This is a genomic window from Ruegeria sp. I1 (assembly GCF_056532675.1).
In genome coordinates this window covers 1-20,302 of the sequence record NZ_JBQFNM010000016.1, presented here as the reverse complement: position 1 = coordinate 20,302, position 20,302 = coordinate 1, and the positions used below count along the sequence as shown (strand labels likewise).

The 20,302-nt window shown below is 54.8% G+C and carries 21 protein-coding genes and 2 pseudogenes; 15 read left to right on the top strand and 8 right to left on the bottom strand.

The genetic code is table 11. The features are described 5' to 3' along the window. Positions 1-219: 219 nt before the first annotated feature. On the bottom strand, positions 220-1,104 hold the full coding sequence (locus ACR0DH_RS19755; protein ID WP_480852977.1) for a LysR substrate-binding domain-containing protein: 885 nt from the start codon (positions 1,102-1,104) through the stop codon (positions 220-222). Positions 1,105-1,240: 136 nt separating this feature from the next. Between ACR0DH_RS19755 and ACR0DH_RS19750 the strand changes: the two genes are divergently transcribed. Genes ACR0DH_RS19750 through ACR0DH_RS19740 form a run of 3 tightly spaced genes read left to right on the top strand, consistent with a single transcriptional unit; the run spans position 1,241 to position 3,867 of the window. After that, entirely contained in the window at positions 1,241-1,954 is a 714-nt protein-coding gene (locus tag ACR0DH_RS19750) for a class II aldolase/adducin family protein (RefSeq protein WP_480551812.1), read from the top strand. Positions 1,955-1,963: 9 nt separating this feature from the next. Continuing rightward, complete coding sequence (locus tag ACR0DH_RS19745; RefSeq protein ID WP_480551814.1) at positions 1,964-2,695, top strand: HAD-IA family hydrolase; 732 nt, start codon at positions 1,964-1,966, stop codon at positions 2,693-2,695. Further along, positions 2,692-3,867: an aminotransferase class V-fold PLP-dependent enzyme gene (locus ACR0DH_RS19740; RefSeq protein WP_480852974.1), complete on the top strand. Its 1,176-nt coding sequence runs from the start codon at positions 2,692-2,694 to the stop codon at positions 3,865-3,867. Before ACR0DH_RS19745 ends, ACR0DH_RS19740 begins: the two co-directional genes overlap by 4 nt. Before the next feature lie 166 nt (positions 3,868-4,033). Here the strand turns inward: ACR0DH_RS19740 and ACR0DH_RS19735 are convergent, their stop codons facing one another. Continuing rightward, the gene (locus ACR0DH_RS19735; protein ID WP_480551818.1) at positions 4,034-4,894 is read right to left on the bottom strand and encodes an NAD(P)-dependent oxidoreductase; all 861 of its coding nucleotides are present in this window, start codon (positions 4,892-4,894) and stop codon (positions 4,034-4,036) included. Positions 4,895-4,987: 93 nt separating this feature from the next. Between ACR0DH_RS19735 and ACR0DH_RS19730 the strand changes: the two genes are divergently transcribed. Next, a complete protein-coding gene (locus ACR0DH_RS19730; RefSeq protein WP_480852972.1) occupies positions 4,988-5,917 on the top strand; it encodes a LysR family transcriptional regulator in 930 nt (309 codons plus the stop codon). 118 nt (positions 5,918-6,035) lie between these two features. Further along, positions 6,036-6,449, top strand: a pseudogene (locus tag ACR0DH_RS19725) (Tn3 family transposase); the annotation flags it as partial. A gap of 10 nt (positions 6,450-6,459) precedes the next feature. On the opposite strand, the gene ACR0DH_RS19720 reads toward ACR0DH_RS19725, so the two are convergent. Continuing rightward, entirely contained in the window at positions 6,460-7,017 is a 558-nt protein-coding gene (locus tag ACR0DH_RS19720; protein WP_480551822.1) for a tyrosine-type recombinase/integrase, read from the bottom strand. A 123-nt stretch (positions 7,018-7,140) separates the two neighbouring features. Here ACR0DH_RS19720 and ACR0DH_RS19715 point away from each other — a divergent pair, with 123 nt between their 5' ends. Next, a complete protein-coding gene (locus tag ACR0DH_RS19715) occupies positions 7,141-7,386 on the top strand; it encodes a type II toxin-antitoxin system ParD family antitoxin (RefSeq protein ID WP_480551824.1) in 246 nt (81 codons plus the stop codon). Beyond that, positions 7,386-7,676 (top strand): type II toxin-antitoxin system RelE/ParE family toxin, encoded by a 291-nt coding sequence (locus ACR0DH_RS19710; protein WP_480551826.1) that lies wholly within the window; start codon positions 7,386-7,388, stop codon positions 7,674-7,676. Before ACR0DH_RS19715 ends, ACR0DH_RS19710 begins: the two co-directional genes overlap by 1 nt. 127 nt (positions 7,677-7,803) lie before the next feature. Here ACR0DH_RS19710 and ACR0DH_RS19705 read toward each other — a convergent pair whose 3' ends face one another. Continuing rightward, complete coding sequence (locus ACR0DH_RS19705) at positions 7,804-8,397, bottom strand: TetR/AcrR family transcriptional regulator (protein ID WP_480551827.1); 594 nt, start codon at positions 8,395-8,397, stop codon at positions 7,804-7,806. 103 nt (positions 8,398-8,500) lie between these two features. On the opposite strand from ACR0DH_RS19705, the gene ACR0DH_RS19700 reads away from it, so the two are divergent. The 4 genes and pseudogenes from ACR0DH_RS19700 (at position 8,501) to ACR0DH_RS19685 (ending at position 10,543) form a co-directional block, all read left to right on the top strand. Then, the gene (locus ACR0DH_RS19700; protein WP_480551829.1) at positions 8,501-8,926 is read left to right on the top strand and encodes a VOC family protein; all 426 of its coding nucleotides are present in this window, start codon (positions 8,501-8,503) and stop codon (positions 8,924-8,926) included. A gap of 33 nt (positions 8,927-8,959) precedes the next feature. Beyond that, positions 8,960-9,094: pseudogene (locus ACR0DH_RS19695) on the top strand (transposase); the annotation flags it as partial. Between the two features lie 95 nt (positions 9,095-9,189). Next, on the top strand, positions 9,190-9,756 hold the full coding sequence (locus ACR0DH_RS19690) for an EF-hand domain-containing protein (protein WP_480852967.1): 567 nt from the start codon (positions 9,190-9,192) through the stop codon (positions 9,754-9,756). 106 nt (positions 9,757-9,862) lie between these two features. Next, entirely contained in the window at positions 9,863-10,543 is a 681-nt protein-coding gene (locus tag ACR0DH_RS19685) for an IS6 family transposase (RefSeq protein ID WP_480881690.1), read from the top strand. Here the strand turns inward: ACR0DH_RS19685 and ACR0DH_RS19680 are convergent. Genes ACR0DH_RS19680 through ACR0DH_RS19670 form a run of 3 tightly spaced genes read right to left on the bottom strand, consistent with a single transcriptional unit; the run spans position 10,536 to position 13,988 of the window. Then, the gene (locus tag ACR0DH_RS19680; RefSeq protein ID WP_480551795.1) at positions 10,536-12,104 is read right to left on the bottom strand and encodes an ABC transporter transmembrane domain-containing protein; all 1,569 of its coding nucleotides are present in this window, start codon (positions 12,102-12,104) and stop codon (positions 10,536-10,538) included. The genes ACR0DH_RS19685 and ACR0DH_RS19680 overlap by 8 nt on opposite strands. Continuing rightward, complete coding sequence (locus ACR0DH_RS19675; protein ID WP_480551796.1) at positions 12,101-13,129, bottom strand: P-loop NTPase family protein; 1,029 nt, start codon at positions 13,127-13,129, stop codon at positions 12,101-12,103. The genes ACR0DH_RS19680 and ACR0DH_RS19675 overlap by 4 nt, the downstream gene beginning before the upstream one ends. A 43-nt stretch (positions 13,130-13,172) precedes the next feature. Then, positions 13,173-13,988 carry an alpha/beta fold hydrolase gene (locus ACR0DH_RS19670; RefSeq protein WP_480551798.1) on the bottom strand — a complete coding sequence of 272 codons (816 nt, stop codon included), beginning with the start codon at positions 13,986-13,988 and terminating at the stop codon, positions 13,173-13,175. A 214-nt stretch (positions 13,989-14,202) separates the two neighbouring features. Between ACR0DH_RS19670 and ACR0DH_RS19665 the strand changes: the two genes are divergently transcribed. Then, complete coding sequence (locus ACR0DH_RS19665; RefSeq protein WP_480551800.1) at positions 14,203-14,709, top strand: RNA polymerase sigma factor; 507 nt, start codon at positions 14,203-14,205, stop codon at positions 14,707-14,709. Continuing rightward, complete coding sequence (locus ACR0DH_RS19660) at positions 14,706-15,449, top strand: anti-sigma factor family protein (protein ID WP_480551802.1); 744 nt, start codon at positions 14,706-14,708, stop codon at positions 15,447-15,449. Before ACR0DH_RS19665 ends, ACR0DH_RS19660 begins: the two co-directional genes overlap by 4 nt. Positions 15,450-15,458: 9 nt before the next feature. Here ACR0DH_RS19660 and ACR0DH_RS19655 read toward each other — a convergent pair whose 3' ends face one another. Next, positions 15,459-16,586 (bottom strand): S8 family serine peptidase, encoded by a 1,128-nt coding sequence (locus ACR0DH_RS19655; protein ID WP_480551804.1) that lies wholly within the window; start codon positions 16,584-16,586, stop codon positions 15,459-15,461. 554 nt (positions 16,587-17,140) lie between these two features. On the opposite strand from ACR0DH_RS19655, the gene mgrA reads away from it, so the two are divergent. Together mgrA and ACR0DH_RS19645 are read left to right on the top strand one after the other, a co-directional pair. Further along, positions 17,141-18,172: an L-glyceraldehyde 3-phosphate reductase gene (gene mgrA, locus ACR0DH_RS19650; protein ID WP_480551808.1), complete on the top strand. Its 1,032-nt coding sequence runs from the start codon at positions 17,141-17,143 to the stop codon at positions 18,170-18,172. Positions 18,173-18,537: 365 nt separating this feature from the next. After that, the gene (locus ACR0DH_RS19645) at positions 18,538-19,674 is read left to right on the top strand and encodes a Hint domain-containing protein (protein WP_480551806.1); all 1,137 of its coding nucleotides are present in this window, start codon (positions 18,538-18,540) and stop codon (positions 19,672-19,674) included. The last annotated feature ends 628 nt before the right edge of the window (positions 19,675-20,302 follow it).

Sequence of the window (20,302 nt, the reverse complement as noted above, 5' to 3'; positions counted from 1 at the left end):
CCGCCGAATTGTGCTCTCGCAGCGAAAGTCCGGTTCGGTGAAGCTGCAATGCGGGGATGCGTGACCCGATGAACGGCTGGTAAGGGCCGTCTGCGTGATCAGCTGGCTGCCGGGTAGGGGCCTGTGCTGCAGCAGCACCGAGGTCCGCTTTGAGCCCATACCTCCCAACTTTCTGCGGTGAAGCGAATGTCGGCTTCTATAGTAGCGGCCTGGACGCCCTCACGAGTGGTTGCGCAGGCTTGATGCAAAAGATGCGAGAATGATCCCTGACACAAGCTCATTGTTCGGCGCGGTCTTTTCCAAGCAATGAAGCGAGATGGCGACTTCTGGCAACGGCGGCAGGCCAACCTGGCCATCAACGATCTGCAAAGATGTCGGAATGCAGGACGCTTCCATGACGCCCAGTGTTGAACCGTCGAGAAGAGCGCGCTCGATCAACCCGATGCTGCGGGTGGAGTAGGCGACACGCCACGTTCTGTCTGTCCGTTTGAGCGCGTCCATTGCAACCACTCGGCTTGCGCAGTCATGGGGCCAAAGTGCCAGCGACAGGCTGGCCTCGGGATCATCCGTATAGCCTGGTGCGGCCGCCCAGTGGAGCGGCTCGTAGCATATGATCTGTCCAGACACTGAGGCGGGTGTATGGACCCCAATCGCGATATCAAGTTCACCGCTACCGAGTGCCCGGAGCAAATCCGGCGTGTTCTCACAAACAACCTCGATCTGAAGTCGTGGATGCTGCGCGCCGATAATCGAAAGTATTTTTGGCAGCACGAGAGTTGCGTAGTCGTCCGGCGCACCGATCCGAACGCGGCCCTCAGCCTCCGGATGCCGAAGCTGTGAAAGCGCCGCATCGTTGGCGAGCAGAATACGTTTCGCGTAGACCTTCAGCGCTTCCCCGGTTGGGGTGATTGCGACCGATTGGCGTGTCCGCTCGAAGAGCGGCTTGCCCACGATCTCTTCCAGACGCTTGATCTGAAGACTGACGGCGGACTGGGTCCGCGAGACCGATTGTGCGGCCTTGGTGAAGTTCAGGTGGGCCGCAACCGCCATGAACGACCGCAACAGGTCGATTTCCAGATCACGCTGCATAGCTGATATTTCCATTTCTCATCAATGTAAGAAATATAATTCGTTTTTTGCATAACTGAAAGAGTGATACCTCGGGTCCAGATTTGGTGCGTACACAGCCTCATGACTGAGAGAGGGACGACACCGGCCAACACTGGGAAGGTATCAGAACATGAATGAGGCAAACGCACGCCTGGACCTTGCCGCCGTCCATCGGATTTTCGCACTGGAAGGTTTGAATGAAGGGACCTGGACACATTTCAGTTGCAAGATCGGAGGCGGTGAACAATACCTCGTCACCCCCGGCTCCACCTACTTTTCAATCGTTTCTGCCAGCTCCCTGCTCTTGTATGGCGAGGATGGTGAATTGATCTCCGGCGACGGGGAGGCGAACCATGACGCTTTGCCGATCCATCTTCCGATTTATAACGCGCGGCCAGACGTTGGCTGCATCCTGCACTTCCACTCTCCGCACGCGACAGCGTTGACAGTTCTCGAAGACATGCGCTTCGACACCCGATTGAGCCAAACAGCAGCCTACTTTCATGGGAAGGTCAGATATCTGATGACCTACGCTGTGCCGCGCACCAACACGGCTGAAGGTGAAGAAATGGCAGAGGCTCTCGGCACAAAGAAGGTTCTTTTCATGAAGAACCACGGCGTCCTGATCGCCGCATCATCTCTCGCCGAAGCATCGGTATCGGCCTACCAGCTTGAGCGGGCCTGCCAAATACAGCTTCTCGCAACAGCGACTGGGACTGGGACCGAACGTATGAGCGAGAAATTCGCCGAGATGCTGGCCCAGGAAGAGTGCAACGGCGAACCCGGTTATCTGGACGGCATGAAGCGCCTCCTTGAGCGGACACAGCCGGATTTCAGGGAGTAGGACAGCGACATGGATGATCTTAAAGAACTGTTTGCCGAGAACAGGCCAACGACACTTACCTTCGATTGCTACGGAACGCTCGTCGATTGGGAGGGCGGAGCCGCCAAGGCGCTGCGAAAAATCTACGGTTTTGCAGACAAGCTCGTATCCGACGATCTGCTGATAGACCTGTTCCTGGAGTTGGATGCGCTTGTCATTCGCGAAGGGATGTTTCCCTACAGTGCAGTCCTCCAGAATGTTGCGGATCGCATCGCCGAGAAGCTGCTCGGAAGCTCGACCCCGGAACTCAGCAAGGCCTTCCCGCAATCCCTCCCAACATGGCCAATCTTCGCGGAAACCAATGCAGCTCTAACGCAGCTCGCAAAGCACTTTCGCCTGGCGATTATCTCGAATGTCGATGACGATCTGATCGCTGGGACGCTGGCCCAGATCAACGCGCCTTTTGATGAGGTCATCACCTCTCAACAAACTTCAAGCTACAAGCCGAACAAGCTGATTTTTGAGACTGCCCTGCGCAAACTAGAAGAGCCACCGGGCCGTATCATCCATATCGCCGAAGGTCTCGGTGAGGCGCGCCCCACCACCGCGTTGGGCATGAAGAGTATCTGGGTGGAACGCTCAAAGCGGTCCAATGACGGCAGCAAAGCCATCCCACATGCCACAGCGCCAAATCTCATGGCCATTGTCGAGGCCTCGCAGTCCAGCCTCGTGTCAACCCGTCAAGTCAAAGCAGGTAAATGATGATAGATATTGAAAGAATCCGCGCCGAAACTCCCGGCTGCAAGCATGTTCTACACTTCAACAGCGCCGGGTCTTCACTGATGCCCGCGCCCGTTTTCGATGCGTTGCAGCGCGTCCTGCGCGACGAGAACGAGTTTGGCGGCTATGAGGCGGAACGGCGCGCTCAGAATGACATCCAGGCCTTCTACACCGAGTTTGCCGGTCTGCTGAACGCCGATCCCGAAGAAATCGCCTATATCGAGAACGCAACGCGGGCCTGGGATATGGTTTTCTACGGGCTGAACCTGAAACCGGGTGACAGGGTGATCACCCACGAGTCCGAATACGCGTCCAATTACCTCGCCTTCTTGCAACAGTCTCGGCGTCTCGGATTCGAAATTGATCTGGTGCCGTCTGATCCTTCCGGCCAGATCGACGTGGAAGCGTTGGACGGCATGATCAGACCGAAAACGAAGCTCATCGCAATCACCCATGTCCCAACTCAAGGGGGGCTGGTGAACCCCGCTGCCGAAGTCGGGCAGATCGCCAAGAAGCATGGCGTTCTCTACTTGCTTGATGCCTGCCAGTCTGTTGGTCAGCTTCAAGTCGATGTTGCAGAGATTGGATGCGACATGCTTTCCGGTACGGGGCGCAAATTTTTGCGCGGTCCAAGAGGGACCGGGTTCCTCTATGTTCGAAAGGAAATCCTCGACCAAATCGACCCACCATTTGTTGATCTACACTCTGCAACCTGGACCGAAACAAACGGATACGAGCTTGCGGACGGCGCGAGGCGTTTTCAGAACTGGGAAAGCTTTGTCGCGGGTCGCGTTGGTTTGATGGAAGCGGTGCGGTATGCGCGTGCGGAGGGGATGTCTCACATTGAGGACCGCGTAACCAAGCTCGCGCAGGACCTGCGGGACGCGCTGTCAACGGTGAATGGCGTTTCCGTGCATGACGTGGGGCAAAAGAAATCCGGGATCATCACATTCACCAAAGACGGTATCGAATCCAAAGCAATCGCCGAAAGTCTTCGCGATCAAGGGATCAACGTGTCCGTCGCGCCAGTCACCGGAGCCAGACTGGACTTCGAAGCCCGCAACCTTCCGGCAATGGTCCGGGCGTCCGTGCATTACTTCAACACGCATGATGAGATTACTCGTTTTGTCGATGCGGTGAAGGTGATTTGCTGAAAGCGGAGGTTTACTCTTGAAGTTCAAACGGCAGCAAAGTCCGCACTTGAGACCTTGGCCACTATCGAAATCGAACGGGTGCAGCGAACGGCGGCTATGCGGGCTGCCACCGTAGAAATTCAGGTGGGTGGTGAATGTCTCTTATGGGCCGTTTGAACCTGTTGCCTCACGCATCTGCCATATGCTGAACCAGCGAGGTCAACTGTCTGTCGCCATGACCCTCATCCCAGGCCGCTTTTGTGCGGTCATGCATCATACGGATGAAATCTGAAGGAGCTTTCAGTGACTGGAAAGTTTTCATCGCATCCTCCTGCGCCAATGCGTAGACCTTCAGCGAGGCTTCGGCATTGTCGTAATCTTCGGTCGGAACAGTTCTGGCAAAGAGATCATGGTAGTCATTGACCAATTTGATCGTGGCCGGGAGTTGGTCGGCATAAACCTGCATCGGGATGCCTGCTTTCTGGCAGACAAGTGCACCGTAGATCATGCCGAACATGAACCCCTGCCGAACCGTGAAGAGGCCGGCAAAGAGCGCGGCAAGTGCCGCCGGTTTCTCTCCAACATGGGCGGATTTTCCACCCAATTCTCTGATGATGCTGCCATAACGGTCCCAGGCTCCGGCACTGCCAACCGTGAGGATTGTGGTTTCGTCACCGCCAATGCCAGAAGGGTAGGCATTGATCATGCCCAGCATGTAACCAGCTCCCTGTCTCTCCAGGAGGGCGACCAGTCTATCGGCATCCGAGGTATCGCCCGTGCTCATGTCGCAGATGGTTTTGCCCTTTAGCGAAACACTCAGCCCGTTGACCAGTTCAACAGTTTCCTTGTGGCTCTTGATACAGATGATGACAAAATCAGACGCCGCAATGGCATCGTCTGGTGAAGAGCAGATCCTTGCGCCGAGTTCAGCGAAGACCTCTGCCTTTTCCGACGTGCGGTTCCAAACACTGATGTCGTGGCCTGCCTTGAGCAGGCAATGCGCCAGCGCTGATCCCATGTTGCCCAGCCCCAATACAGCAAGTTTCATGATGATTGCCTCCTGTGTACGCCAATAAATTCCTGCACCAGCATGCGTCGGCACCGGGAGATCACATAGTTGTAAATTTTTCTATATTGTTAGATGGTCTTACTTATGGATTGGCGCACGCTTCCCTCGTTGACATCTCTCAGAGCCTTCGCCGCCGCCGCTGAGTCGCGAAATCTGACCCGGGCAGCAGAGGCACTGAACGTGACCCATTCCGCAGTCAGCCAGCAAATCCGCGGGCTCGAACAACATCTCGGCACCCGGCTTATCACCCGTACCCGGCATGGCATATCTCTGACATCACAAGGCGAATTCCTGTCCGCTGGCCTGCTTGAAGCCTTTGCTGCTATGGCCTCCGTGACCGAAAGTGTCTCGAGTGCAGAGGCGGTTCGGCCGTTGTTGGTCAGTGCGACCCCGATGTTTTCAAGCGCGTTCCTCATGCCGCGCCTTACGACGTTCATTGACGAGTTCCCCGGTATCGAATTGAGGATCGATTCAACGATCCAGGCTGTCGACCTCAAGCCGGGCGGAATTGATATGGCCATCCGATACGGAACAGGTCGCTGGCCAGGGCTTGTCTCGCAGATGCTGCTGCCAGGCTGTCTGACGGTCGTTGCGTCCCGCGAACTGATCGGAGACCGGGTTCTGACAGCCCCTGCAGAATTGCTTGAGTTTCCTCTTCTTCAAGAACAGGCGTCGGTCGAGTTTGATCTGTGGCTGGAAAAGGTCGGAGTTCCGCCCGACGCGGATCGGAGAGTGGTTCGCATGCCGGGCAACATGCTGCTGGATGGTATCCGCCAAGGTGACGGTATCGGAGCGACGGTACCGGCCTTTATCTCTGAAGAGTTGAAGTCCGGACGACTGGTGGCGCTGTTTGATGATCCAATTCCGCAGATCGGCTACTACCTTGTCACACTGCCGGGTCCGGTTCGGCCAGCGGCAAAGCTGTTCATGCAATGGCTTTCGAAATCAATCACTGAATATGAGAAAAGCCTGTACCGATGGACGCCCGCTCACTTGCTTTAGGCGGTAACGAACACCGGCTAGAGTTGAATGGGGTCTGATCTTGAAAGATAACGACCGGATAATGCTGCGCTATCGATGAACGTCCGCTTAGAGGAAGTCAGAACGCCGGATATTAGAACGGATGAATGTCGGCTATCCCCGCCAACATGAACTTGCAGTGGCGTTGCGGGAAATCGGACGGGTCGAGCGGACACTCTTCATCATTGACTGGGTGCTTGACGCAGACATGCAGCGCAGGGCGCAGATCGGCCTCAACAAGGGCGAGGCACACCACGCCTTGAAGAACGCTCTCCGCATCGGGCGGCAGGGTGAAATCCGTGACCGGACTTCAGAGGGACAGCACTATCGCATGGCTGGCCTGAACTTGCTGGCTGCGATCGTCATCTACTGGAATACCAAGCATCTTGGAAACGCTGTTACCGAGCGTCGCCGTGAAGGTTTGAACTGCTCTCCAAGCCTGCTGGCGCATATCTCGCCACTCGGATGGGCCCACATACTTCTGACCGGCGAATACAGGTGGCCCAAAACGTGATCAGGCAGTCTTAGCGTAGGATCCTGCCCCCTCCGGCATCAGACCCCAAATATGCACGCTCGGTCCAGTTGGGCCTTGTACGGCGCATTGAATGGGTGCCATAGGCGCTCGCTTCTAGACCTATTGACGTGACCCAGTCGCGTACGATCCTCGCGTACTGGCGTGTTGATATGTGCAGGCGCTCGTGAAATCTGCCTGGCCAAAGATACTCTGACCCGACCATGAGCTCATCCTCCATCCATTTCTCAACGGAAGCACGCGTACCCTCGCAAATCTCAAAGCGCACTGGTTTCTGGGTTTTGCTCTGCAGAACGGAGGCGCGCTCCTTGATCTGACCCGAGGCCATGACGTCAACAACTTTCATCTTTACCAGATCGCAGCCGCGAAGCTTGTTGTCGATCGCCATATTGAACAATGCAAGGTCGCGATGGTTTTCGGCGATTTCAAGGCGAACCCGGATCACCCAGACATGCTTTGGCTTCAGCGGACGCTTTTGGCCGACGATCCGTCCCTTGTTCCAGGCTGGGCGAAGCGCACGAATTGCAGGTAGGTTTGGGGTTGGTTCCATGACCGATCCTCCGATCCACCGCATGCCACCCCATCGTCAGTTCGCTGACGAGGCACTGTACTACACTTCTCGCGATATTGAAAAATACCGAATATTGGTATAAATGTGCCTCAGGAGGCAAACATGGCAAAGAACACTTCAATGTCCCTGGGGGATCATTTCGCCGGCTTCATCGAGACTCAAGTCAGCAACGGGCGCTACGGCTCAGCGAGCGACGTCGTACGGGCAGGCCTGCGGCTGCTCGAGGAGCATGAAACCAGAGTCCAGGCGCTGAAGGGCGCATTGATCGCTGGTGAAGACTCGGGTGAACCGCGTGCTTTTGATCGCGAGGTCTTTCAAGAACGCATGTACGAGAAGAACGACATCTGATGTCTCGGAGATATGTGCTTTCGCCGATGGCGGAAGCTGACCTCGAGGGGATCTGGATTTATACGGCGCAAGAATGGTCCACCGCGCATGCCGAGAGTTATACCAACGACATTATCGACGTGTTTGAAAGCATCGCGACGGGGAAGAAGGTGGGCAGACCAGCTTTGGTCCGCGAGGGATATCTCAAGGCACTGATCGGCAGTCATGCGATTTACTATCAAGTCCGAGGCGAAGTGATCGCGATCATCAGAATCCTGCATCAAAGCATGGATGTGGACCGGCATTTGTAGCCTCCACGAACGGCCGCTTTCCGGGCTGCAACGCCAGCATCCGAGCACAGCGTTGTGAGTCCGGTTTGGGCCGAGTAACTCACGGAAGAAAGGGTAGGGACCCATACTGCGGGGCTTCCGAGGTCTGCTATTTTCCCTTGAGCACTTCACCAACCAAGTGGTTCATAGCTTTTTTGTAAGTCACTGGGTCGCCATCATAGGCGATCTCAAGAGCGGCGCGATCAAACGCGGCCGACAACAAATTAGTCAAAGCATTGATCTGTTTTGGTGAATGTTCAGGAAGAGCCCGCGAAAGCCCTTCTCGAAGTTCTTCTGTTCCATTGGCTCGAGTCAACGCGACAGCAACACTATGCCCTAATACCGCTGGTGCCTCTTCCATCAGAAGGCGCACCCGACCTGGAACCAAAATCGCATCAAAAAAGGCATTCGATCCTGCCACCATGGCCTGTTCGGGATCGGCCACATTGCGCGTTTCCTGGTCAATATGGTGTGAGACCGCTTTGGCCTCCTCTTCTGCGACGGCGCGGAAAAGGTCAGCCTTGTCCTTGAAATGATGATACAGCGCGCCGCGGGTTACGCTGGCCTTACGTACGATGTCTGGGGTTGCAGTATCGGCAAATCCCGAATCCACAAACAGTTCTCGGGCAGCCACTATGAGTTTGGCACGCGTTTCCGCGCGCCGGTCTGCCTGGCTGCGTCGGGCGGGTTTTTCTAAGGGCAAGATTAATGGCTCCGAATATCACTACATGCACCTTACATACATCTTGCATGTATTTGCAAATCCACGATACATACGCAATGCATGTAAGTGAAGGAGATCGAAAATGCGTGTTACTCAATATTACCCAGTCATTCAGTCGGAAACGGTTTCTGAGACGGCAGAGTTCTACAAACGTCACTTTGGCTTCCGCGCTGCGTTTGAGGCAGATTGGTATGTGCATCTACAAAGTGAAGTGGATCCGTCGGTCAATCTCGCGGTCGTCCAGTCGGACCACGAGACGATCCCAGAGGTTTCCCGCGGTGCGTCTAAAGGCATGATCCTCAACTTTGAAGTTGAGGATGTCGACAAGGTGGACGAACGGCTTCGGTCGGAAGGAGTTCCGGTGGCAAAGTCACTTGTGAGCGAGCCGTTTGGCCAACGCCATGCGATTTATCGTGATCCGAACGGGGTACTGATTGATGTTATCACTCAGATCCCACCCTCAGAGGAATTCCTGTCTCAATATGCAGCCGACGCGGTACCGATGTGATTCAGGGTGCCGGATGGCCAGGTTGAGTACGACAAGCGCCGCAACCGAATCGAGATCATGTTTGGCAGGCTCAAGGATTGGCGCCGTGTGGCAACCCGCTACGACAGGTGCTCGAAGGTCTTCCTCTCAGCGATCACTCTCGCAGCAGTCGTTATCTATTGGTTATGAGTCCCGAGCCTAAATATTTGGGACTCGATCACTCACGCCGCTGCAAAGTATAGTCAATTGATCATCTGGTTAATGTAGTCTGCGAACACGATGACTTGGACCCCACGTCGAACGTCTGCAAGGCACTACATAGCGTCGCCAAAATTCATCTGACGTTCATCAGAAGAATATCAGCGTTTCATCCGAGCAAGCTATCTTGTTCTACCAAGATAGAAAAACTTGGCTCTCAAGGAACATTCGTAGTTAAAAGGATATCTTTGTTGTTAGATCGACGCGAGGCGGCGACGTGCAGAAAAAGGACATTCAACCATATATACTGCTCGTTAGTTTTTGCCCTTATCCTGATAATCGGCATTGGTTTATCGACGAAGGCCTCTGCACAGACAGCAAGCTTTCGCTCTGTCGATACAAATTCCGATGGCGTGCTCAGTTTCAACGAACTCGTGGCTGCATTCGGGGAAGCAGGCGCACGTAGGTTGATTGAGGATATCGACCGAAATGGCGACAACCGGATTTCAAACAGAGAGCTGCGGCAAAGCTCGAACGACAAGAATGATGATCGAAACGGACGCGGAGGAGAGCGAGACGACGACCGTGATGACGACGAAGGAGATGATAACGGCGATGACAATAATGGGGATGATGGAGGCGATGACGATTGATCGTCGGCAAGCCATTGCCAAAGGATCTGTTGCAAACTTTTCGCTGTTGATGACGTCAGATGCCGCGGGTGAATGACTTTCGGTAAAATAAGTCGAAAGTCAGTTCATGTTTTCCTTCAAAGGCGCGCAATATCCGAAGGATGTGATCCTGTTCGCGGTGTTTTTCTATGTCCGATACGGTGTGTCTTACCGGGATTTGGAAGAAATCATGGCCGAGCGCGGTGTTTCAGTGGACCACACCACGCTAAACCGATGGGTAACACGGTATTCTGGTGCAATCGCTAAGGCAGCACGTCGCCGCAAAGGGCCATGTGACCGTTCGTGGAGAATGGACGAAACTTACATCAAAGTTAAAGGCGCGTGGGTCTACCTCTATCGAGCGGTCGATAAACACGGCAAGACCCTTGATTTCATGCTTTCACGGCGTCGCAACAAACCAGCTGCCACCAAGTTCTTCGCCAGGATGATGGAGACCAATGGATTGCCGAGGAAGATTGTGATCGACAAGAGCGGTGCCAACACCGCTGGCATCAAGGCCATCAACAAAATGCTCAGCGGCTTTGGCTGCCCGATCCCAATTGAGATGGTAAGGCGGAAATACTTGAACAACATCGTGGAACAGGACCACCGTTTCATCAAGAGACGCACGAGGCCAATGCTGGGGTTCAAGGCCTTTGCTTCAGCGGCGGCAACGCTCGACGGAATTGAAGTCGCGCACATGATCCGCAAGGGTCAAATCACCCCCGGACTCTGCCCATTTCAGCAGTTCGCTGAGCTCGCTACCTGAGGCACAAACGATTGCTGAAACAACTCAACGGGCTCAGATCTTTGCAACAAAACCCACTATTTTGGCCATCAAACTCATAGCAGCAAGTGAGTTTCGTAGCCACTTGCCAAGACGAATGCGACCTTAACGTGCTGCATGGAGCAATGACAGCAAGAATTAAGCTCGGTTTTTGAAGAATGAGCCTAAGGCAAGAAATAGAAATTCTCTGATTAACAGTTAGATTTGATCCGCGCTCAGTCAGCTTGAAATCCAAGCCACCAATCTCTTGAACCACGTTTTGCATTGCTACACTCTCAGCGACTTTTATGATTTGCTCGTCCGATGGTCGTCTCCTTAGACCTAAGGTCAATGCCCGTCGCAGACTTCCTTTCAGGATCAGGGGCTGGTGAGTGAGAACGCCGACGGATCGGCGCAAGCTTCCGGGTGTCAGTTCGAAAATGTCTTTGCCGTCCAGTTTTAACGACACAACTCCACGCGATGCGTTGCCAAGCAGTGCGATTTCGATTTGATCCATTAACGTGCTGGAAATGACGGCCTGTGCCCCTGGGGGTATTTTCAACGCGGGACCATGCGTGGTATTGATCTCAACAGATACGGGTTCTCTGCGCAGACGAGCTTTTGTGCTTCGGGATGCCGCCAACGGGCGGTTCAAAGCCCGTGATAGATTTTCGTAGGCTACACGGTATTTCGCGGCATGATCGCTGGACGTCATCGCATTGCGCAAAGGCCGAATCATCAGCCCCAGAGCAGCCAAGCCGGCCGCGATTGTTCCTGTAGACAGGCCACCAGTTCCGCCGATTACCATGATCAAGCTCGCAGCGATCGCGGCTGAAAACTCTGGCACGGTCTTTCGGATCTCGCTCAGACCCCGGCGCGCGCAGGCCGCATCGGCCACGCGATCTGCCCGGCGGTCCAGCGACTTCATCTCGATGTTGCGCCGTCCCAGTGCAGATAGCCTTGGCGCTATCGGTAGGCGCTCGGTGACATCTGCTGCCAGCCGCGCCCGCAGTTTTCGCCATTGGCGGTGCGCGTCCAGAAGTTTGCGTTGTGTCAGCGCCGCCCAAAGCGCCGAGGGCAGGATCGCGCAGACCGCCACCCAGACAAACCGCTGATCAAGGTAGATCAACACAGCCGTCGCAGCGGGCAGCAGGATTGCAGCCTGAACAAGCCGGGGTAAGCCAAGGCCAGGCCAGTCCTGCAATGCCGACAGGTCTCCGGTAAAGCGCAGGACATGGTAACCCATGCGCCTTTGGTCTAGATCGCGTTGATCGCTGCGGCTTGCGTGATCAAACAGCTTCAGACGGACGTCTTTGGTGTAGTTCTGGCCCAACCGTTCTGCGAGTGCCCTGAAGGTCAGTTGCATCAGCGCGCCGAATAGCCCTGCCACTCCGATGACTGCAATCGGAAGAACGGGCAGGTCCGATCCAGCATGCAAGGCGACAAAGACCGTGCGCGTTGCAATAGCCACCGCTGCAAGAGCGGTGGCCTGTGTAAGGGTAGCAAACAGAATCCAGATAAACAGGCGACGTCTTTGACCCCCAAACAGTCCCGGGGGGGTCATGCGGCGTGCCGGGCCCGCTCGATCCCGGCGCGTGCGGCCAATGTGTTTGCATAGGCCGGATCAAGAAGCTGACTGCGTGTCAGGACCTGAACACCCGTGGCGGTTTGTGCCTCTTCGACCGCCATGGGCGAACATGACAGCATCCCTGTCAGTGCGATCGGGCGAATTCCGTTTCGGCCCAGCTCGGCTACGCCCCCTGCGGCTGCGACCGGATCGGCGCAGGCAAACAGGTACTTCGAGAACCGGTCGCGAACGGAGGCGTCCGCCAGCAGGGCGGCTGTTTCGCGCTGAAAGATGCCATCCGCCAGCTCCATCACCGCGATATCGCAGCCGAGGGATTCTGACTCGCCCAGAAGCGTATCAATGCCCGCAACGATGCGCGGCATGGGTTCCAGATAGGTAGTGACCATACCTGCGTCGGTAAAATCGGCCACAAAAGACGCACCGGCATCGACAAAAGAGTTGTAGTCTCCAAACGCGCCGGTCCCGGTGCCTTTCAGCACGGCCACCTGCCACCCAGCTTTGGTCAGACCATGGGCCAGGGCCGCTGTTGCGGTTGTCTTGCCCGAGTTCATCGCGGTGCCAACCACACAGATCACGGGGATCTGCGCCGGTCTAGTGCGCTTGGGCAGGGCGAAATCACTGGTGTTCAGAACAGCGCCGTCTTTTGATGTGATCCGTCCCAACGGCTGAATACGGGTAGGGGGCTTAATGCGCTCATTGCGGTGTACCATACGGCCAAGACAGCCTCCGCCTGCGAGCATGTCGCTGCCCTTTTTGTCGATCTCAGCCAGCCCTTCGAATTGATCGGGCGCGTATCGCGCGCCGCAGGGCAGCACAACAAGATCACCGGGATATAGGGTCGAAGGTCGCCCCGCAGGTAGCTGGATACGTCGATGGTTGCCAATGGATGTGACACGACCAAGGATCAGGTCCCCCGGTTGCGATCGCGCAAAATCCTGACGTAACCCTTTAGCCAGGTTTTGATCTATGCGTCTGGTCGCAAAACACCATTTTGCGCTCATGAAGTGATGGTTTCCCACAGTTAAACTCCTGTTTTCTAGAGATTCAAGATTCGCAGACAAGTTTCGTTAATCCGGCTTCGGCGCAGTCGGCGAAGCTGTGTGCGCAATTGGGAATTTCCGTCAGTGACAGATCAGGGACGATCCCCCGCGCCTCGGCGCCGGCGCGAAAGGCCTTGCAATAATGCCGTGCACGCGCCAACCGGTTACGGCCTTGTGAATCGTCGACATCCGGCCCTTTTCGAAGGGCATCATCCCGATGATGATCCTCGGTACCCACATAGACCCGAAGCTTCAGTTCAAGGTAATTCCGCAACTGATTATGGGCCAGCGCAGGAAAGTTCATCTTCAGAGGCTTTTCGGTCGCAGCCAAACCCATGGGAAAGGTTTGCGTGAAGTCCGGCAAGCAATACCAACCAGCAGCAGCAATATGCAGACTGGCCACCCGTTGTGGGTAAAGCATAGCAAATCGGTGCGCGAGTTGCGCGCCGCCGGAATACCCGAACAAGTCGACCTTGCTTGTTTTCGCAACGCCCATTTGCTCAACTAGCGCGAGCATTGCAAGAAGCGAGCGATCTGGTCGGTAGCCGCCAACGCGCTGAAAATGGGGCCAGTGGTCTTTTGAGAACAGGGGCGTGATCAGAACCTGCCCCTTGGCCTCACAATGGGTGCTGAAAGCTTTGGCAATCCCAGCCGCATTCCGCGAAATCCCATGCAGCGCCAACAGAGGCGGGGTGTCAGGGGCAGGGATACTCGGGATGTGCACATCGGCGGACAGTGTGCGCCGTCCTAGCCGGACCGAAAATCTGGTAGCTGTCATCGGTCCGTTGACAGGTGTAACATCCATTGCGGTATCGAACATCAATTCAGCTCCTGATTGTTTGTCGTCTTGTTGGGACAACGAAGTTGGTTAAAATCTATTCCAACTTTTTTTGAGAAATTTGTTTCCGGTTCGGTCCGACAACGCTGCATCGAATTCAAACGATGCAAGTCTTTATTTTTTCTCTTCGAGCATATGGAATAGTTCTCTTTATCATCCGTTGTCATAGGACATGACGCGAAGCAGGAGTGACGGCATGACGGATCGGTTCCGTAAAGATCTGGTAGCGCTGGTGCCAAAATTGCGCCGGTTTGCGCTTTCGCTGGCGGGCAACCAACCGGACGCCGATGATTTGGTGCAGTCGGCCTGTGTGAAAGCGCTAAAAAATGCCGCCCAGTTTCGTGAGGGGACGCGTATGGACAGCTGGATGTACCGCATTGTCCAAACCCTCTGGATTGATGAGCGCAGACGCGCCAAATCGCGAGGTGCGCCGGTAGATCCCGAGCTCGCGGGTCTGAGCGATGAAGGTCGCTCAGCGCGTCTGCCCGAGGATCGGATGATGCTCGACATGGCAAGAAGCGCTATGGGTGTGTTGCCCGAAAAACAGCGTGTTGTGCTCTCTCTCGTCGCGATCGAAGGGTTGAGTTACAAAGAGGTCGCAGATGTACTCGATGTGCCCGTCGGCACGGTTATGAGCCGTTTGTCACGGGCCAGAGACGCTCTGCTGCCGCAGTTGGGGATGACGAAAGGGCCGATGCAATGAGCGCAAAAACTACAATGGACCCTTCCCGTCTTGCAGCTTTTGCGGATGGGGAGCTTTCACCCGAAGAAGCCGCCGCTGTTGTCATGCATTTGGCGGATCACCCTGAGGATCAGGCCTATGTCAATAATCTCGTGGCCACAAACGAAGCCCTTTTGCAGGCATTCAGCGATCCGCTGGATGAGCCCGTGCCCCGAGAGATCAAGAATGTGATTACGGGTGAGGCGCAGACAGCCAAGATCATAACTTTTCGCAAACGACCCGCTGTGTGGATAAGCACCGCAGTCGCGGCGACGTTGGCATTTGCCGTAATTACTGTTCCCGATCTGCTTCAGCCGGTCGCTGGACCCAACTTGGCCTTAGGACCGATCGAGAACGGTTCAAACTTAGCAGCGGCATTGAACCGGCTGCCGTCCGGCGTGCCCGAGCCGTCAGGGATGGATCAGGAGTTGATGATTCTCGCGACTTTGCCGATTGCAGACGGCTTTTGCCGGGAGTTTGAAATCATCAACCGCGCAGAGCAACGCATTGACCTCGGCATTGCATGCATCACCAACGACAACTGGGTGGTGGAAGTGACAATGTCAGAACCGCTGTCCGCGTCAGGCACCGATGATGGGTTTGTCACAGCAAGCGGTGCTGAAGTGCAGGGGTTGATGCCGTTTCTGGATCGGCTGGGGGCAGGTAGCACACTCGCCCCCGCCGCTGAGGCGGACCTAATCACAAACGGCTGGATCCGTTAAGGTTCTCTGCTAGCACAGCGAAGCAGCATTCAGCAGCCCATGACCGAACACGTCGTCGGCCCCGGGCGCGCCCAGGTCTTGTGCGGCGTTTCTCAGACGTTCGCGCACCTGATCCGGCGATAACGTTTCATCTTGCGACAGCATGATTGCGACCGCCGCAGTAACAAAGGGAACCGCAAAAGATGTTCCCGACTTCAGGCGCGCGCCACGAATGGATGTGGCTGACAGCATGTTGACGCCTGGTGCGGTTATGTCGATATGAGACCCGCGCTGCGCTTTCCGGTAGATACGTGCGCGCGCATCCACGGCTGTCACGGCAAGTACTGTGTCAAAGGCTGCGGGATATCTCGGCTCGCCGGATGGGCCTTCATTGCCCGCCGCCGCCACCAGAACGATCCCATCTTGTTCCACCATCTGATTGACGATGTTCTCCAACAGACTGTTTTTGGGGCCGGTCAAAGACAGGTTGACGACGCGTACGCCACGGGCTTTCAACGCATCTAGCCCGCGCAACACCGAGATTACGTCAGCGCGTTCATCCGATCCACTTCGCGCAAACGCATCCACTGCTATGACTTCTGCACCATGAATCAGTCCGGGAACCCGGCTGTCGATGTCTCCGATCAAAAGCGATGCAACTGCGGTCCCGTGGATCGCTTTGGAAGACGAAAGGCTTTGATCGGCAAGTTGAATCAGCTCTAGCTGCGCACCCGCCATGATTTCGTGTTCCGCATTTATACCGGTATCGATCATCCCCACTGGAACCCATACAGGACAGGTCGCTTGAACGTAGTCAGCACTTGGCCATTTGATCATCTCCCAGGCCGGGCAGTTTTCATGCAAACAAGCGTCTGATGACGCAACATGTGTTTCGCTTTCTTCAGAGCGGTAGTAGTGATTGAAATCAGCCGTACCACCAGAAGGCAGCGAGCGAACGCGATCTCGGGCCGCATCCAGATCCAGTCCGCCGGGTGTGGTCAGCCGAGTCAAGACTCGATCCGAGGCTTCAAGGGTTTCCGTTTCGGAAATCGCAAAGCCCTCAGAAAGAAGCTGTTCCAGGTCTTCGGCGGATGCATCTGCGACAACTATTTCAAATGGCGCTTGCGTAGGAAGTAAAACGGGTGCCGGCGTCGCCACCGGTTGTTGCGACTGAGTTGCACGCGGTCGGTTCGTTAACCTTCTGATTAGGTTGTCGAATGGGTTGTCTCCGGAGGTACTCCGCCCGTTTCCGCGTCGACTATTCCCGTCGTCGTCGTCTCTGTCATCATCATCATCATCATCATCATCATCGTCGTCGTCATCGTCGTCCGCCCAAGCAATAGAAAGGAATGGCGATTGCCACTCCATTGGCACTGCGAGTTGTAGGGCGAACATCAAGATGAGTACTAAGCTGACCTTAGAAAACTGCTTCGCTATCTTTTTCATCTGAGTGTCCAATACAACTTTGGGTGATCTAAGAAAACAACGCTGCGCATGGGGTTTTATTCCATATCTTTGAGCGACGTGGCCATGACAATTTGCGGGTTCAGCGCATGTCGCGGTGCCCATTGACTCTGGGCACCGATAAGCACGCACTATTGACGCGCAGAGACTCGTGTCGAACTTACCCGAGTTGATCCGTTTGACAGGCCCAACATTCCATTGATTATGTGTGCATGACCAAAGCTCAACGACCGCCAAAGCCAAAACCCATTCCTTACACCCCGGAGCCGAACCGCTATGAGCGAATGGTTTATCGGCGATCTGGGCGGTCGGGCGTGAAGCTTCCTGTTATCAGCTTGGGCCTGTGGCATAATTTCGGTGCGGACTCGACGCACGAAAACAAGCGAGCAATGTGTCGGACCGCGTTCGACCATGGGATCACTCATTTTGATCTGGCGAACAACTACGGTCCACCACCCGGATCGGCAGAAGAGGCATTTGGCGAAATCCTAAGAACTGATTTCGCGGGCTACAGGGATGAATTGATCATTTCCTCCAAAGCAGGCTACGACATGTGGCCGGGACCTTACGGAGAATGGGGGTCGCGCAAGTACATGATTGCGTCCTGTGACCAATCAATCGCGCGCATGGGGCTTGATTATGTCGACATCTTTTATTCCCACCGCTTTGACCCCGACACCCCGCTCGAAGAGACGATGGGCGCGTTGGATCATATCGTACGGTCGGGTCGCGCGCTCTACGCAGGTATCTCGAGCTACAACTCCCAACGCACACGCGAGGCGGTGAAGATTCTCAACGACCTTGGGACACCCTGCCTGATTCACCAGCCTTCTTACAATCTGCTTAACCGTTGGGTGGAGCGGGACGGTTTGCTCGAGACCCTTGACGATCTTGGGGTAGGATCGATTGCCTTCACGCCCCTGGCACAAGGCATTCTTACGTCGAAATACCTGCGCGATATCCCGGATGGCAGCCGTGCTACACAAGGAAAGTCGCTGCTCGATCGCATGATTAACGAGCGATCTCTGGCAAGTGTCCGTGCTCTGAACGACATAGCCGAAGCTCGTGGTCAGACTCTGGCGCAAATGGCTCTGGCCTGGGTGCTCAGAGGTGAGCGCGTGACGACCGCACTTATCGGCGCGTCCCGGCCGGAACAGATCGTCGACTGCGCAGGCGTTGTTGATAATCTCGACTTCAGTTCTGACGAGTTGAAAAAAATCGATGAAATCAGTTCGGAAGAAGATATCAATTTGTGGGCACGATCTTCAGAAACAGAATGACCAACCTTAGAAGCGCAAAAGTCCGAGACTATTGGCGGCTTAAGCTTCTGCAACTCGGCTAACTAACTATCTAGACTGACCAGCCCATAGCCGACGTTGAGAGTCTATCTCAGATGTTACGATCGTACCCGATTGGCGTTCACTCGCTGCATGGAGGAACTCTGGATTTCGTGATATTTACACATCGGGGGTCAAACCTGCCTTTCAAGTCCTCAAACGGAATAGCCGCTTTTCGAATTAGTAAATTTTGACGCGGGCAGATCACTACGATTGGACGTTGGTGGAAGATCGTTGCCATTCGATCAGATGAAGAAGCTTGCAATATAAAGCCCGCAATCTAAACTTAAGGCAGAAATTGCGAAACCTTGAAACCTCTAGGGGACGCCGGACCAATCGCACGCATAAGTGAAATCCACTATTCGAACGCGCACGCCAGCAACACCGGTGTCGGAGAGTTCTTCGAAGTCGCGCTCTCTCCGGGGGAGGACCCGGCAGACTTCTTTGTTTCTACTTACAATCAGAACGGATCGGTAAACCTCGATATCCCGCTTAATGATCCGGGCATTGCAGTGAGCTTTGACGCAGCATCTGGTGAAACGATCTACCTTATCTCGGGTGCGACATATGGTTTTTTGCTGACTGATCCGAATGGTGGCGCAAACAACAATGAAGCCGTAGCGCTTACGGATGTAAGTGGTCCAACTAACGTCGTTATTGATTTTTACGATATTGGAGGTGGCACCAGCGGAATACAGGCAACTAACGGTGCTGCAGCTGGTGCGACATCAACGAACCTCGCCGGGAATTTCGGTTTTTCTATACAATTTAATCAGCCTAATCCTAACACGCCGGTTTTTGCGACTACTTCACCTGGGTCAGCACAGGTTGTTTGTTTCGCGGCAGGGACGTTGATCGAAACACCATCTGGTGATTGCCGTGTTGATGACATGTCTGTTGGTGATCTGGTCAAGACAGTTGATCGGGGCGCCCAGCCGATTAGGATGATTGTTAGTCGCTGCCTCAGCTTTCCTGATTGTGACTCAGAGCTGAAACCAATTGAACTCAAACCTGGATCGCTGGGTAATGGTCTGCCTCGGCGTACTTTGTGTGTGTCTCCGCAGCACCGCATTCTTGTTTGCGACGGTGCAGCGCAAGAAGCCTTCGGACTGAGCGAATGCCTTGTGCCAGCAAAAGCCCTCACCCATTTGCCTGGAATTCGTAAGAAAATCGGCTGCAAATGCGTCACCTACTTTCATTTGGTGTTCGATAGACATGAAATTGTGTTCTCTGAAGGCGCGCCGACAGAAAGCATGTTCCCTGGGCCCATGGCACGTCAAAGTCTTCCAAGCCAATGCCAGCGAGAACTGTCTACAATCTTCCCAAACCTCGATATTCGCTTACCGCAACCTGCTAGGCCGTTAATTGGTGCCGGGAAAGCGCAAAGAGCAATATCGCGAGATGGCTTTCTGGCACCACAAGCTGTCGGCAACACTGGAAGCTGAAGCCCACACCAGAAGGTCAGAGGGCTCTGCCCAAGAAGGGGTCTGCTCCGGTAAGGGGCAGGACAGTACATTAACTCGTTGGTTGTCGGATTGACCACCTGTACTCGTCGATCAAAAGAATATGCGCCCATCCGAGCAGCGAGTTTCCCGTTGTGATAAAATCTGTTGTTTTGACACCTTGGCCTATATAGAAAAAGCAGTCCCGAAGGACGGTCTTGTGCGTGCTGTGAGTTTTGATCGGCTTTACACCTGACCCGGCATTGTACCTGATTTATTCAGGGGCGGCCTAAGACACCCACCTTGAAGAGTTACGAGACTTCATTTCATTCATAAAGCGTTCTTTAAACTCAGCATTCTTATTCGTGGATGTTTTCTTGATGGGTGATTTGGTCTTTATCCCAATCAAACGCGATAAGTTGAAGAATGACTGGGTCGCTGTCGTATGGTCAGCGGTCTGGAACCCAACAAGCTCCGAAACCCGAGCGACTTCCACTTCTGGATTCTTAACAATATCTTCGTAGTTTAGCCGCAGTGGACTAGGGTCAGGACCCATTGATTTCCGCGTTGGTGCATGATTCACGGTTCGAAAAACGAGCGGTGACCATGTCTGATCTTTTCTGGCTCACAG